The 13,201-nt window shown below is 59.2% G+C and carries 13 protein-coding genes, 3 tRNA genes and 1 pseudogene; 14 read left to right on the plus strand and 3 right to left on the minus strand.

What is annotated here, in order from left to right; genetic code table 11:
* Positions 1–3 precede the first annotated feature (3 nt).
* The 4 genes from ybgF (at position 4) to nadA (ending at position 2,214) form a co-directional block, all read left to right on the plus strand.
* The gene (gene ybgF, locus AAF659_RS02515; RefSeq protein WP_349750120.1) at positions 4–795 is read left to right on the plus strand and encodes a tol-pal system protein YbgF; all 792 of its coding nucleotides are present in this window, start codon (positions 4–6) and stop codon (positions 793–795) included.
* Between the two features lie 51 nt (positions 796–846).
* A tRNA-Lys gene (locus tag AAF659_RS02520) sits at positions 847–922 on the plus strand.
* A gap of 25 nt (positions 923–947) precedes the next feature.
* A tRNA-Lys gene (locus tag AAF659_RS02525) sits at positions 948–1,023 on the plus strand.
* Between the two features lie 129 nt (positions 1,024–1,152).
* Positions 1,153–2,214: a quinolinate synthase NadA gene (nadA, locus tag AAF659_RS02530; RefSeq protein ID WP_349750121.1), complete on the plus strand. Its 1,062-nt coding sequence runs from the start codon at positions 1,153–1,155 to the stop codon at positions 2,212–2,214.
* A gap of 5 nt (positions 2,215–2,219) precedes the next feature.
* Here nadA and AAF659_RS02535 read toward each other — a convergent pair whose 3' ends face one another.
* On the minus strand, positions 2,220–3,659 hold the full coding sequence (locus AAF659_RS02535) for a M48 family metalloprotease (protein WP_349750122.1): 1,440 nt from the start codon (positions 3,657–3,659) through the stop codon (positions 2,220–2,222).
* A 108-nt stretch (positions 3,660–3,767) separates the two neighbouring features.
* Here AAF659_RS02535 and AAF659_RS02540 point away from each other — a divergent pair, with 108 nt between their 5' ends.
* From AAF659_RS02540 to AAF659_RS02555, 4 genes are all read left to right on the plus strand, one after another.
* Positions 3,768–4,025 carry a sulfurtransferase TusA family protein gene (locus AAF659_RS02540; protein WP_349750123.1) on the plus strand — a complete coding sequence of 86 codons (258 nt, stop codon included), beginning with the start codon at positions 3,768–3,770 and terminating at the stop codon, positions 4,023–4,025.
* Positions 4,025–5,095, plus strand: coding sequence for an AI-2E family transporter (locus AAF659_RS02545; RefSeq protein WP_349750124.1), 1,071 nt, complete (start codon positions 4,025–4,027; stop codon positions 5,093–5,095). Before AAF659_RS02540 ends, AAF659_RS02545 begins: the two co-directional genes overlap by 1 nt.
* Before the next feature lie 72 nt (positions 5,096–5,167).
* Positions 5,168–6,043, plus strand: a complete 876-nt coding sequence (gene dapA, locus AAF659_RS02550; protein WP_349750125.1) for a 4-hydroxy-tetrahydrodipicolinate synthase — start codon at positions 5,168–5,170, stop codon at positions 6,041–6,043.
* Complete coding sequence (locus tag AAF659_RS02555) at positions 6,034–7,095, plus strand: NlpB/DapX family lipoprotein (protein ID WP_349750126.1); 1,062 nt, start codon at positions 6,034–6,036, stop codon at positions 7,093–7,095. Before dapA ends, AAF659_RS02555 begins: the two co-directional genes overlap by 10 nt.
* A gap of 16 nt (positions 7,096–7,111) precedes the next feature.
* Here the strand turns inward: AAF659_RS02555 and AAF659_RS02560 are convergent, their stop codons facing one another.
* Positions 7,112–8,404, minus strand: a complete 1,293-nt coding sequence (locus tag AAF659_RS02560) for an MgtC/SapB family protein (RefSeq protein WP_349750127.1) — start codon at positions 8,402–8,404, stop codon at positions 7,112–7,114.
* 147 nt (positions 8,405–8,551) lie between these two features.
* Here AAF659_RS02560 and purC point away from each other — a divergent pair, with 147 nt between their 5' ends.
* The 3 genes from purC to AAF659_RS02575 are packed head-to-tail and all read left to right on the plus strand — an operon-like array spanning position 8,552 to position 11,093.
* Positions 8,552–9,271 carry a phosphoribosylaminoimidazolesuccinocarboxamide synthase gene (purC, locus tag AAF659_RS02565; protein ID WP_349750128.1) on the plus strand — a complete coding sequence of 240 codons (720 nt, stop codon included), beginning with the start codon at positions 8,552–8,554 and terminating at the stop codon, positions 9,269–9,271.
* A gap of 58 nt (positions 9,272–9,329) precedes the next feature.
* Complete coding sequence (locus tag AAF659_RS02570) at positions 9,330–10,070, plus strand: TIGR04219 family outer membrane beta-barrel protein (protein ID WP_349750129.1); 741 nt, start codon at positions 9,330–9,332, stop codon at positions 10,068–10,070.
* Positions 10,071–10,085: 15 nt separating this feature from the next.
* Complete coding sequence (locus AAF659_RS02575; protein ID WP_349750130.1) at positions 10,086–11,093, plus strand: NAD-dependent epimerase; 1,008 nt, start codon at positions 10,086–10,088, stop codon at positions 11,091–11,093.
* A gap of 87 nt (positions 11,094–11,180) precedes the next feature.
* Here AAF659_RS02575 and AAF659_RS02580 read toward each other — a convergent pair.
* A tRNA-Val gene (locus AAF659_RS02580) sits at positions 11,181–11,257 on the minus strand.
* 158 nt (positions 11,258–11,415) lie between these two features.
* Here AAF659_RS02580 and AAF659_RS02585 point away from each other — a divergent pair.
* The 3 genes and pseudogenes from AAF659_RS02585 to AAF659_RS02590 all read left to right on the plus strand — a co-directional run bounded on the left by AAF659_RS02585 (position 11,416) and on the right by AAF659_RS02590 (position 13,201).
* Positions 11,416–12,309, plus strand: a complete 894-nt coding sequence (locus AAF659_RS02585) for an SLC13 family permease (RefSeq protein WP_349750131.1) — start codon at positions 11,416–11,418, stop codon at positions 12,307–12,309.
* A 129-nt stretch (positions 12,310–12,438) separates the two neighbouring features.
* Positions 12,439–12,534, plus strand: a pseudogene (locus AAF659_RS15045) (hypothetical protein); the annotation flags it as partial.
* 46 nt (positions 12,535–12,580) lie between these two features.
* Positions 12,581–13,201, plus strand: coding sequence for a BCCT family transporter (locus AAF659_RS02590; protein WP_349750132.1), 621 nt, complete (start codon positions 12,581–12,583; stop codon positions 13,199–13,201).

The following is a 13,201-nucleotide window of genomic DNA, read 5'->3' on the forward strand; positions in this document are numbered from 1 at the left end:
GCCATGCGGAATCTGCTTGCAGCAGGCCTGATCCTGACGATGGCCGGAACCATTCCGGCCATCGCTCAGGATGAAGGCGATGCACCACTGGTTTCAGGGAATGATGCGGGGCCGCCAGGTGGCAGTTCCGGGGGTGAACTGTTCTTTATGGTCGAAGATCTGCGTGCAGAAGTTGAGCACCTGCGCGGCCAGATTGAAGAGACATCCCACCAGCTGCAGCGCCTTCGAAAGCAGGCTCGAGAGCGCTATATCGATCTTGATGAACGGCTGGTTGATCTCGATTCCCGTTTGTCCGAGCTTGAGGAATCCTCCGAGGGATCTTCAAGCAGTGACAAGATCAGCGACAGTGGTAACAGTAGCGACAGTGATGAAAAAAAGGATGGTAGCGGGGAACCCGCGTCCTATCGCCAGCCTGATAAAGTCGAGCGTGAAGCCTACGCTTCCATACAGTACCTGATCCAGGAGGAACAGGACTATGAAGCCGCGATTGACGAGATCTACAGCTTCCTTGAGGAATACCCGGAAGGGGATCTGAGCGTCAATGCCTATTACTGGCTGGGGGAGCTTTACCTGAGCCAGGGAAAGTATGAACAGGCGCAGCAGGCGTTCACTATCGTCACCTCACGACACGCGTCTCACCGCAAGGCGCCGGACGCGTTGTTTAAGCGTGCTGTTGCCCATGATCGTGCCGATAACACCGAACAGGCCCGCAAGGTTCTGGATCAGCTCGAAGAGCGTTACCCGGAATCCAAGGCGTCAGCACTGGGGCGTGAATACCGGAATGAAATGGGTTGATCCGCGAGGGTTGCGAAAGCCAAAAATTTAAGTACCATATGCGCCTCGTTTGGGTCGTTAGCTCAGTTGGTAGAGCAGTTGGCTTTTAACCAATTGGTCGCAGGTTCGAATCCTGCACGACCCACCATTATTTCTACCTCCCGGTTTGTCAGGGGTCGTTAGCTCAGTTGGTAGAGCAGTTGGCTTTTAACCAATTGGTCGCAGGTTCGAATCCTGCACGACCCACCATTTCCTCCCCCGCTTAACGCTCTCAAATCCCGGCCATTTGTATCCGACCATTGAAAAACGCGGGTATCAGAGGCATAAAAAGGGATGGGGATAATCTCAGATGGCATATTGAAAGGGTGGTCAGAGTCCATGACGTACAGACAGGACCGTATTCTGGTTCAAGAACATCTGGCGCACGAACAGGAGGCGCCAACGCTGAGCGACGCCGAAGCGCAGCAGCTGTGTGAATCAATCCGGCGTGAGCTTGAAGCGCAGGATGCGGTTCTTGTAGCCCATTACTACACGGATCCGCTGATTCAGTCACTGGCGGAAGAAACCGGCGGTTGTGTGGCGGATTCGCTGGAAATGGCCCGTTTTGGTAACGAGCACCCGGCCACGACACTGCTGGTTGCCGGTGTGCGCTTCATGGGGGAAACGGCCAAAATCCTGAATCCGGAAAAGCGGGTTCTTATGCCCACCCTGGAGGCGACCTGTTCGCTGGATATTGGTTGCCCCGCCGATGAGTTCGCGGCTTTCTGCGATGCGCATCCGGAGAGAACCGTCGTTGTCTATGCCAATACCTCTGCGGCCGTCAAAGCCCGCGCGCACTGGGTTGTTACCTCCAGCTGTGCTGAGGATATCGTGGACTACCTGGACTCGCGTGGTGAGACCATCCTCTGGGCCCCGGACAAACACCTGGGGGCCTATATCCAGCGCTCGACCCAGGCGGATATGCTGCTCTGGGATGGTTCATGCATTGTTCATGAAGAGTTCAAAGGCCAGGGTGTCGAGAACCTGCGGGCGACCATGCCGGAAGCGGTGGTGCTTGCTCACCCGGAATCACCTGCCTCTGTGGTTGAACAGGCGGATGTGGTTGGCTCCACTTCCCGGCTGGTTGAAGCTGTAAGGACCATGGATGCACAGGACTTCATCGTGGCAACGGACAGCGGCATCTTCCACAAGATGCACCAGATGGCACCGGAGAAGAACCTGATCGAGGCGCCCACGGCTGGTGAGGGCGCAACCTGCCGTAGCTGCGCCCATTGCCCCTGGATGGCCATGAACGGGCTGGATAACGTGCTGCGGGTGCTGCAGAAGCAGGATCAGGAGATTCATGTGGATGAGCAGACACGCCAAGCGGCGCTCGTGCCGTTGCGGCGTATGCTCGATTTCACAGCTTCACGCAAGATCAGTGTTGCGGGTAACGCCTGAACCCGTTACCGCTGGCGGTTGGTGCTCGCTCGCTCATTGGCAGCCTCCAGCCGGTCCCTGAGCAACGCTTTGCGTGTGTGGTTAGCCGGGGCGCGCTCCAGCGCCTGCCGGAACTGGCGAGCAGCTGCTTCCGCGTCTCCGAGCAGCAGTAACCTCTCGCCGCGGGCATGATGCACTTCAACGAGGTGGCCTGCGCGTCCAGCGGCCTCAGACAGGTCGTTCCACAGCGTTGCATCCCCGGGATAATCGCGAGTCAACTTCTCGTAAAGCCTTGCTGCCGCGTCCGGCTGGTTCAGTTCCATGCGGATATCGGCCAGTGTCCGGCTCAGGGTCAGGTTGCGGGGATGGCGATCCAGATGGCGCTCCAGAAGTGCCGCGGCGTCCCCGGCCTCATCATTACCCCTCAGAGCTCTTGCCAGCTCCGCTACCAGAAAAATATCACCCTCGTAGCGCTCCAGAAGCGTTCTGAGATGGGGGATGGCTTCCTCTGCCCGGTCCGTTGCGATCAGGGCCGCTGCCAGGCCATGTTGGGCTGCATCCGCTGCGAGCCCGCTGCGTTTGTCTCGCTCGTCCCGAAAGCGTGAAATAAACGCCTCTGGCTTCTCGCCGTGGTGAAGCCGTACCCGATTGCGAACCAGATGGTAGGCAAGCCGCTGGTCGTAAGACTCCTGGGTGCGGAAGTCGGAAACCCTGGCCCGGGTGTCAGCGACCCGGGATTCGGTTAGTGGGTGTGTTGAAAGGTACTCTGGTGGACGGTTCCCCTGGAGCCGCGCCTGGCTGAGCATGCGTTCGAACATCGCCGGCATGCCGGCGGGGTCGTAGCCCGCCCTGGCCATGATCTCAATGCCCAACCGATCAGCTTCCTGCTCATGCGCCCGGCTATGGCGCAGCATCTGGTCAATTGCCATTGCCTGGGTGCCGGCTATGGCGGCAATGCCGGCTTCCGAGCCTGTGGCAGCGGTCAGAATGAGCCCCGCCAGAATGCCGGCGATGGTCAGTGGTGTGCTGCGTTCCTGCTGTTCCAGACGCCGGGCGTAATGGCGCTGGCTGAGGTGGGCGATCTCGTGCGCCACTACCCCCGCGAACTCATGTTCCGTTTCGGCGGTGCGGAGCAATCCCGTATGAATGCCAATGATATTGCCGGGCACCGCGAAGGCATTGAGTGACGGTTCGTTAATGATCAGCGGTGTGATCTCTCGATCCTGAAGTGGTGCGTGTGGAATCATCCGGTGGAGGGTGTCCTCAAAATACTCTCTGAGCATGGGATCGGAGACCAGTGGCGCATTGCGGCGCAGCTGGGTTAGTACCTGCTGCCCTATGGCCCGCTCCTGCTGGCCGGCGATGAGGCCGCCACTGCCGATGGCCGGCAGTCTGTTCTCCGAGGCCGGTATAGCCGGCAGCGTGATTAGACAGAGAATCAGAAAGAGGGCAATGGCGCGTCGCATGGTTTAACAATGCCAGATCCAATGGGGTGGGTACAGGCGGCCATCTTCCGATGCCTCAGCCCATCCATGCTAGGATAATGCGTAATTTTAGACGCGACGGATCACTTCATGAGCGACAGCGTGGACCAGCATCTGGATGCCAGCGGTCTGCAGTGCCCAATGCCCCTGCTTAAGACCAAGCTATGCCTTAACGGCATGAGCCCTGGTCAGTGCCTGCAAGTGATTGCGACGGACCCGGGGTCAGCACGGGATATCCCGGCTTTTCTGGCGCTGTCGAGCCATGAGCTTGAGCATCAGCATGAGACGGAAAGCCACTGGGTCTTCCATATCCGCTGTGGTGAAACAGGCACGGGAGGGCAGGGCTGATGGTCCAGATGCTGCGCGAGTTCACCGCGCGCTACTTCTCCAATGAAGAAGCCGTCATTATTGTTCTGCTTCTGGCTGCTTCTTTTCTGGTGATTGCGCTTCTGGGGCGGGTTCTGGCCCCGTTCATAGCGGGTATCATTATCGCCTATATTCTGCAGGGGCTGGTTGCTAAGCTCTGCCGCCTGGGGGTGCCACACGTGGTGTCTGTTACCCTGGTGTTCGCGTTTTTTATAGGGCTTTTCATCGCCTTCATTCTGGGGCTCCTGCCGCTGATCTGGGGCCAGGTGTCAGGACTGGCGTCCGAATTGCCGAGGATGATGCGAGCGGCACAGCAATACATCGAGACGCTGCCCCAGGAATACCCGCAACTGGTCTCCATGGAAGAAGTGAATACCCTGTTCCGCCAGGTGACTGCGGAAGTGGGTCAGATCACGCAGTGGCTGGTATCACTCTCGCTCGGGAGCATTCCCGGGTTGATTACGCTGCTTGTCTACTTGGTTCTGGTCCCTATTCTGGTGTTTTTCTTCCTCAAAGACAGGCGCCTGATCCTGGAGCGTCTTGGCAGTTTCCTGCCTCGGGATCGGCCGATGATGGATCGGATCTGGCGCGAGGTGAACATGCAGTTCGCCAACTTCGTCCGGGGTAAGGCCATCGAAATATTGATTGTGGGGAGCGTTACCTATTGCGCGCTCAAGGTGATCGGCCTGGAGTACGCCGCGCTTCTCAGTCTTCTGGTGGGTTTCTCAGTCGTGATTCCCTATGTCGGGGCGGCCGTGGTGACCATTCCCATTGCCATGGTGGGACTGTTCCAGTTTGGATGGAGTGAAGAGTTTTTCTGGCTCATGGTGACCTATCTGGTCATCCAGACCATCGACGGCAATATGCTGGTGCCGCTGTTGTTCTCTGAGGTGGTGGATCTGCATCCGGTCACCATCATGCTGGCTGTTCTGGTGTTCGGCGGAATCTGGGGTATGTGGGGCGTCTTCTTCGCTATACCGCTGGCGATTGTGCTCAATGCCATCATGAAGTCCTGGCCTGTGCGGGAACTTCCTGAAACAGCCGAGACCTGACGCGCTGGCGCCGCTCTTGTCTCGCCCTGGTGGCGCGATTACCATTACCCTTTTAACCGGTTCGGAGCGGATATGATCACTGGGAGTCTGGTTGCACTGGTAACCCCGATGGACGCCGATGGGCGGATCGATTGGGAATGCCTGGATAAACTGGTGGACTATCACGTTGAGGCGGGTACGAGTGCCATAGTGGCTGTGGGTACAACCGGTGAGTCCTCAACGCTCGATCCGGATGAACACATCAGTGTAATCCGCCGGGTGGTGAATCATGCCAGTGGCCGGATCCCGGTGATTGCTGGCACCGGCGGAAACTCCACCCACGAGGCGGTTAAGCTGACCCGGGAAGCTGCCGAGATTGGAGTGGATGCCTGCCTTCTGGTGGTGCCGTATTACAACAAGCCCACTCAGGAAGGCCTGTATCAGCATTTCCGCACCGTTGCTGAAGCGGTGGACGTCAACCAGATTCTTTACAACGTACCCGGCCGCACTTCCTGCGACATGCTGAATGAGACAACGGACCGCCTGGCGGATATTCCCAATATCGTGGGCATCAAGGATGCCACCGGTAATGTCAGCCGTGGGGAAGAGCTGGTGCGCATGGTGGGTGATCGTATCGCGGTCTACTCCGGCGACGATGGTACGTCGCTGGAACTGATGCTGCGTGGTGGCAGTGGCAATGTGTCGGTAACGGCCAATGTGGCCCCGAAGCTGATGGCACAGACCTGTGCCGCTGCTGTAAGCGGTGACGAAGCGCAAGCGCGCCGGCTGGATGAGATCCTGACGCCGCTCAACCGTAAACTGTTTCTCGAAGCCAACCCGATTCCCGTTAAGTGGGCCATGTGCGAAATAGGATTGATGGGGGCCGGCATTCGCCTGCCGCTGACATCGCTGAGTGCGGAATACCACGATGATGTGCGGGAAGCACTCAGGGCTTCAGGATGCCTTTGAATCAAACCAATCGCCTACTCTATCTGACAGCCGCCATCGCCGTTCTGCCTCTTGCAGGTGGTTGCGGTCTGTTTCCGGACCGCTCTCTGCAATATCGTGAGGAACCGCTGGGCGAGCCATTAAAGGTTCCGGAAGACCTCTCAAGACAGTCTTTTGAGAGTGAGTATGTCATTCCGGAGATTCGTGGTGATGCCACCGTTAAGCAGGACGGGGCGTTTGAGATCCCGCGTCCGCCGGACCTGACCGGCCAGATCATGGAAAAGAACTACCAGGTGTCGCGCTCCGGTGATCTGAGCTGGTTGATCGTCAATGACGTTCCCGGTCGTGTCTGGCCAGCCATTTCGGACTTTCTGCGTGATCGTGGCGCAGAGGTCGCCCATGATGACCCGCGCGCTGGCATTCAGCAGACCGCGGTGCTCAACCTTTCCGCCCGAGCGCGTGACTGGATTGGTATTGATGGGGTCGAGCAGGAGCGTCCGCTGGTTCTGCAGGTAAAAGTGGCGCACGGGGTGCAGAGCCGGAGCGCAGAAGTGCAAGCACGGCTTCTGGCTGTAGAAGGCAACAGCAGCGAGCGGCTGGAATGGCGGGAAAACGTTGACTACCCCGAGCGTGAACAGAGCGTACTGAAGGACCTGGCAGACTACCTGGAGGCCAACGCGGATACCAAGACCTACTCACGAGTGGCCCTGGACCTTCCCCGTGATGATCGGGTAAGCCGTGATCGCGAAAGTGGTGAAACCCGGGCGCTGGTGCTGGACCTGGCGTTTGATCGCAGCTGGGCCGAGGTGAACCGAGCGCTGGGCGGCAGGGAGCTGGCTGTGGTGGACCGCAACCGCAGCGAAGGCGTCTGGTATCTGGATCTGCGCACCCAAGAGCAGCGTAGCCGTGGCTGGTGGCTCTGGAGCTATCAGGCGGAAGCCGAAATCAATGCCGAGCTGCGCCTGCAGCAAGGCGCAGAAGGCTACCGCTTGAGCATCCATCCTGATGAGGCACTGGCACAGTCGGACCGCCCCTTAGCGATCCTCAATAGCCTTTACGAAAGTCTCCGCTGAAATCCCTGCCCTGTCATCATGACAGGGCCGCATGGAAGCCGGCGACAGCAAGCCCGGCCACCAGTGAAAGTCCCATGGGTACCGCCACGCGGGTGCCCAGTGCCTTGGGGCCGATCACGCCGGCCATGCCCGACTTGACTGTATTGTTCACTGAGGATGCCAGAACGATGCCGATGACGGCCGTCTCCGTCGTGATGGAAGACTGAGACATCCGTGTCAATGACAGCGTGATGGCATCCACGTCCGCAATACCGGAAACAGCCGAAAGCGCGAAGATGCCTGCATCACCCAGCCATTCCTTGAGCCAGTGCCCAACCAGCAGGACCAGCGTCAGCAGGAGGCCGAAAAGCAGTGCCGGCTGCAGATCCAGCGGGTTACGGTTCAGGCTGGGCTGGCCCACAGTCAGCGTGGCCCGGTTGCGGTACCAGATGAGGCCCGCAGGGACATAGAGTAACAGAGCCATGGCCAGTACTGGCTGTACCAGGGTCGGCAGGAGAGTCGGGTTGATGACGGCGCAGTAAACCAGGACTCGGGGAAACATAGTGCCGCACGCAATCAGTATGCCGGCCGCCAGCTGCGGCGAGAGTGCCTCGGTATCGCGGGCCTGGCGGGCGAAATGCAGTGTCAGTGCGGTTGATGAGCTCAAGCCCGCGAACAGGCTGGTGAACAGGATGCCCTTCCCAGTGCCGCCTACCCGGATGGCAAAATACCCGACAAAGGAAATACTGGCGATCATTACGACCAGCCACCAGATCTGGTAGGGGTTGAGAACACCCCCAGGACCAAACCCTTTGTTGGGTAACAAGGGCAACATCACGACTGAAATCACCAGTAGCTTGAGTGCTGCGTCCAGCTCGTGCGCCTGGAGTTTGCCCAAAAGACCGTGGATTTCCGTCTTATGATCCAGGAGGAGAGTGGTAACCACTGCCGCCGCCGCTGCCAGGGTGACGTCGAGGCTGACGGCCATGACCCCGAAGGTGAATGTCAGCATCAGACCGATGGCGCCGGTGATGCTGTAGTCACCGCTGAGTGGCGCCTTGACTCGGTAGGCCAGGAGGTTGAGGACGGTCAGCGCCAGCAACGATGCTGGCAGAAGCCAGGGCGTGATCTCCTCGGCGAGCAATGCCGTGATGCCGCCGAAAAGGCCGGTCAGGGCATAGGTCCGGATGCCTGCAATGCGTTCTCCGGGATCCCTGTCGCGCGCCTGCCAGCCCCGCTGAAGGCCCACCAGCATGCCAAGTAGCGTAGCAACGCCCAGATGCAGGGCATCACGGTTGGCCGTGATAAACTCATTGAAAAGTGATTCCATGCGTTCCTCCTTGCACACTTGGTCAGTATAGGAGCGATAAGGGGGCAAGCGCATTGAGCAATCATGGCGTCGGCTGGCCACGATCGGCTATCATTCGCGCGTTCATAGCCGTATGACGGCTGCGCAACCGCAATCTGGGAGAGCGTGATGGAAAAAGGCAGCGAGCTCTACGCCGGCAAGGCCAAGTCCGTGTATCGTACCGGTGATCCGGAGCGCTTCGTTCTGGCGTTCCGGGATGATACGTCCGCCTTTGATGGCGAAAAGGTGACCCAGCTGGAGCGTAAAGGGCGGGTCAACAACCTGTTCAATGCCTTCATCATGCAGAAACTGGAAGACGCGGGGATCCCGACCCATTTCGAGCGTGTGCTGGCGTCCAATGAATCCCTGGTTCGTAACCTTGAGATGCTGCCGGTGGAGTGCGTTGTCCGCAATTTTGCTGCCGGTGGTCTGTGCCGGCGCCTGGGCGTGACGGAAGGGCAGGAACTGAAACCGTCAACCTTTGAGCTCTTTCTCAAAGACGATGCCCTTCATGATCCCATGATCAATGAGTCGCTAGCGGAAACCTTTGGCTGGGCCGGGGCGGACGAACTCAAAGCGATGAAAGAACGCACCTATGAGGTGAACGCCGTTCTAAGGCAGCTTTTCCTGGATGCGGGCATGCTTCTGGTGGATTACAAACTCGAGTTTGGCAGGGCCGATGGTCGATTGGTGCTGGGTGATGAGTTCAGCCCCGACGGCTGCCGCATCTGGGACGCCGAGACCCGCCGCAAGATGGACAAGGACCGCTTCCGTCAGGATCTGGGCGATGTCATAGAGACTTACGAGGAAGTGGGACGGCGCCTGGGCATCGACTTTGAAAGTGTCTGACTTCCGGTTGATACTGGATGTGACTTTCTTCAAACGCCGACATAAAGAGGATTCAGCAATGAGGACAACAACAAAAGCCGCTCTGGGCGCGCTGTTGATGAGCAGCACCGGCGCCGCCAATGCCGTGGTGCCGCTGGTGGATGTTGACGTGACCACCGGTTACTGGAACGCGGACCCGTCAGGAACTATTCAATCCGGGGGGGATCCGATCGGGGTCGACAATGACCTGGGTTACGACAGCGAGGGCCACAACAATTTCGCCATCCGCTTTGCCCATCCGGTTCCGGTGATCCCGAATCTGCGGCTGCGGTATAACGATATTGAGCACGATGGAACTGGGAATGTCAGCAAGAAGTTTGAGGGCAACAGCTACGGCACTGATGTAAAAAGCCGGACTGACCTGACGCATTATGATTACACTGCCTTCTATACCGCGCCGATCCCTGTTGTGACGCTGGATCTGGGTCTGAACGTGAAGCACTTCGATGGCGAAGTAACCCTGAAAGAACAGGGCGGTAATACCGACACCGTCGAGGTTGATGAATTCCTCCCCATGGGCCACGTCCGCGCTGATGTGGATCTGCCGCTGACCGGCCTCGGGGCGGGCGCGGAGCTCAATTACATCTCGTTTGATGGGGACTCGGCCACCGACGTGGAAGGCTACATCAGTTTCAACGCCGACCCGGTGTACATCCAGGGCGGTTACCGCCAGTTTGATGTGGATGTGGACGCCTCCGGTGACCTCAATGTGGACACCGAGCTGAGCGGGCCGTTTGTGCGCCTTGGCGTCGGCTTTTAATCAGGGAGAACGGACTTGCGGATACTGGTAACGGGGACGGCCGGGTTCATCGGCTCACACGTGGCTCATCGCCTGCTGGATCGCGGCGATGAAGTGATCGGTGTGGACAACGTTAACGACTATTACGATGTTTCCCTCAAGGAAGCCCGGCTGGCCCGGCTGACACCGCGTGAGGGCTTCACCGAGGTGCGGCTGGACATCGCGGACCGTGAGGGCATGGCACGGGCGTTCAGCGAGTACCGCCCCGAGCGGGTGGTGCATCTGGCGGCCCAGGCTGGTGTCCGCTATTCCATCGAGAACCCCAACGCCTATGTGGATGCCAACCTGGTGGGGCACATGAACATTCTGGAAGGCTGCCGCCACCATGACGTGGTGCACCTGGTGTACGCCTCCAGCAGCTCGGTCTACGGAGCCAACGAAACCATGCCGTTCTCGGTCCACGACAATGTGGACCACCCGCTGAGCCTCTACGCGGCCTCCAAGAAAGCCAACGAGCTGATGTCGCACACCTATAGTCATCTGTACCGGCTGCCCACCACCGGCCTTCGGTTCTTCACCGTCTATGGGCCCTGGGGCCGGCCGGATATGGCGCTGTTCATCTTTACCCGGCGCATCCTCAACGGCGAGCCCATCGATGTATTCAATCACGGCCATCACCGGCGTGACTTCACCTACATCGATGACATTGTGGAAGGGGTTATCCGGACGCTTGATCATGTGGCCACACCGAATCTGGACTGGAGTGGTGCGGAGCCGGATTCAGGCACCAGTAACGCGCCATACCGGCTCTACAACATCGGCAGTAACAACCCGGTGGAACTGGGCAGGTTCATTGAGGTTCTGGAGGAGTGCCTGGGCCAAAAAGCCGAGAAAAACTACCTGCCTATGCAGCCTGGTGATGTGCCCGCGACCTATGCGGACGTTCAGGATCTGATTGATGATGTGGGGTACCGGCCGGAAACCCCGGTTGAGACCGGTATACGCAACTTCGTGGACTGGTACCGGGAGTTCTATCAGGTCTGATCAATGGCGGCGCCAAAAATCCTTTAGGCACCTTCAAAGGAACAGGAAAGCGTTTAAGAGACGGGATAACAATCGAGGAAAATCAAATGGTAGGACCGGGCGGACTCGAACCGCCGACCTCTGCCATGTCAAGGCAGCGCTCTAACCAACTGAGCTACGGTCCTGCTCTGCGGCAGGTGCGTAATATAGCGATCCGCCCCGGGTCGGTCAACCATACCTCGGCTTTCTATGGCGTCTGATTGTCTCATGGGTTTCAATACCCCCCATGAAACGCTGGTTCTCTCATTTGTCTGTGTCCCTCACCGCCGCCGGACCCACGCTTTTGGCCAAGCTCAGCCGCTGGCGGGTCCAGCTGGGGTTCACCCTGGGTCCCCTGGTATTGGCCGCACTGCTGGTTGCCGGTCCGCCTGAGACCATGACGCCAGACAGCTGGCGCATACTGGCGCTGACCCTGCTTATGGCAGTCTGGTGGGTTACTGAGGCGTTGCCCATTGCGGTTACGGCATTGCTGCCGGTCGCATTGATCCCGCTGATGAACGTGGCCCCGATTGATGGAGTCGCCGCCCCTTACGCCAACCCCTTGGTCTTTTTGTTCCTGGGCGGCTTTCTGTTGGCCGAAGGTATCCAGCGCTGGAACCTGCACCGGCGTCTGGCTTTGCGGGTGCTCGGCTTTTCCGGTACCCGCCCGGATTGGGTGGTGGGCGGTTTCATGGCTGCTACAGCCCTGCTCAGTATGTGGGTCAGCAATACCGCCACGGCGGCGTTGATGCTGCCGATTGGGCTTTCCGTGCTCTCTCTGGTGGAGGAGAGTGATCGCGAGCACAATCACCAGAACCTGAATGTGGCACTACTGCTTGGTATTGCCATGGCCGCCAACATTGGCGGTATGGCGACGCTGATCGGCACACCGCCCAATGCGTTGCTGGCCGGCTACCTCCGGGACAGCCATGGGCTTGAGATTACCTTTCTCTCCTGGATGGCAGTGGCGCTACCGCTGGCACTCGTGCTCCTGGGAATGGCCTGGTCGCTGCTGACCCGCCGGCTCTTTGATCCCGGCCATACACCGATTGAAGGGCTTGAAACCCTGCTTGGACGCGAACGTGCCGATCTCGGCCCACTGAGCGCGCCACAGGTCATGGTGGGCCTGGTCTTTCTGCTGGTCGCAGTGGCCTGGCTTACACGGCCATTGATTGAGGGGGTATTCCAGTCGCTGTAGCATACGGATGCCGGCATCGCTATCACCGGCGCCCTGCTACTGTTTGTCATTCCCTCGGACTGGCGCCGTCCCAGTTTTCTCCTGAGCTGGGAGCAGGCCCGCAACCTGCCCTGGGGCGTCCTGATCCTGGTGGGTGGCGGTCTTGCTCTGGGATCTGCTATTGAGTCCAGCGGTCTGGCCGCTGCGGCGGCGGAACTGCTTTCGGGGATGGCAGACTGGCCCCCTCTGTTACTGATGCTGGCCGTGGCCGCCCTGATCATGACGCTGAGCCATGTCACCAGCAATCCTCTTCGGCCTCGCCACCTCGCTTGGATTCGGCGCCATGCAGCTCAATACCGGGCTCAATGTGCTTGTGGACATGCCCGTCTCCAAGTGGTCCCAGGTGGGGATCATTGGCGCCATCACCTGCGTCGCGGTCCTGTCGGTGATTTCCGGCCTGGACCGTGGCCTCAAGTGGCTGAGCGTGTTCAACCTCGGGCTTGCGCTCCTCATGCTGGTGTTCGTGCTGGTGCTGGATCCCACGCTTTTCATCATCCGCTTCCTGCTCGACGCGACCGGCGGTTATCTGACGCAGCTCATCGAACTCAGCCTGTCCACCGATCCCATGGGCGGGCACGAATGGCAGAAGAGCTGGACGATCTTCTATTGGATGTGGTGGATTGCCAGGTCCCCCTTCGTAGGCATCTTTATTGCCAGGATCTCCCATGGTTGGACCATCCGTGAGTTCAGAGCAGCTTCCCCTAGCCGCGAGCACCTTGCTCCTGGTGGGCGGCGCGGGTGCGCTCGAAAGCCTGTAGACGGCTTCCGTTGCGGTAGGGCTGCCAGTGTCGGTGATTCTGGTGTTTGCCTGTATCAACCTGCACCGGGCACTGAAGCGCGAATACCGTGTTGA

The organism is Salicola sp. Rm-C-2C1-2 (genome assembly GCF_040196175.1).
Taxonomy (GTDB): Bacteria; Pseudomonadota; Gammaproteobacteria; order Pseudomonadales; family Oleiphilaceae; genus Halospina.

Coding starts and splice junctions, on each gene's coding strand:
- purC (WP_349750128.1), top strand. CDS start 8,552: ATGGAAAAAGGCAGCGAGCTCTACGCCGGCAAGGCCAAGTCCGTGTAT.
- AAF659_RS02535 (WP_349750122.1), bottom strand. CDS start 3,659: ATGCGACGCGCCATTGCCCTCTTTCTGATTCTCTGTCTAATCACGCTG.
- AAF659_RS02540 (WP_349750123.1), top strand. CDS start 3,768: ATGAGCGACAGCGTGGACCAGCATCTGGATGCCAGCGGTCTGCAGTGC.
- AAF659_RS02560 (WP_349750127.1), bottom strand. CDS start 8,404: ATGGAATCACTTTTCAATGAGTTTATCACGGCCAACCGTGATGCCCTG.
- AAF659_RS02545 (WP_349750124.1), top strand. CDS start 4,025: ATGGTCCAGATGCTGCGCGAGTTCACCGCGCGCTACTTCTCCAATGAA.
- AAF659_RS02570 (WP_349750129.1), top strand. CDS start 9,330: ATGAGGACAACAACAAAAGCCGCTCTGGGCGCGCTGTTGATGAGCAGC.
- AAF659_RS02555 (WP_349750126.1), top strand. CDS start 6,034: ATGCCTTTGAATCAAACCAATCGCCTACTCTATCTGACAGCCGCCATC.
- ybgF (WP_349750120.1), top strand. CDS start 4: ATGCGGAATCTGCTTGCAGCAGGCCTGATCCTGACGATGGCCGGAACC.
- dapA (WP_349750125.1), top strand. CDS start 5,168: ATGATCACTGGGAGTCTGGTTGCACTGGTAACCCCGATGGACGCCGAT.
- AAF659_RS02590 (WP_349750132.1), top strand. CDS start 12,581: ATGTCACCAGCAATCCTCTTCGGCCTCGCCACCTCGCTTGGATTCGGC.
- nadA (WP_349750121.1), top strand. CDS start 1,153: ATGACGTACAGACAGGACCGTATTCTGGTTCAAGAACATCTGGCGCAC.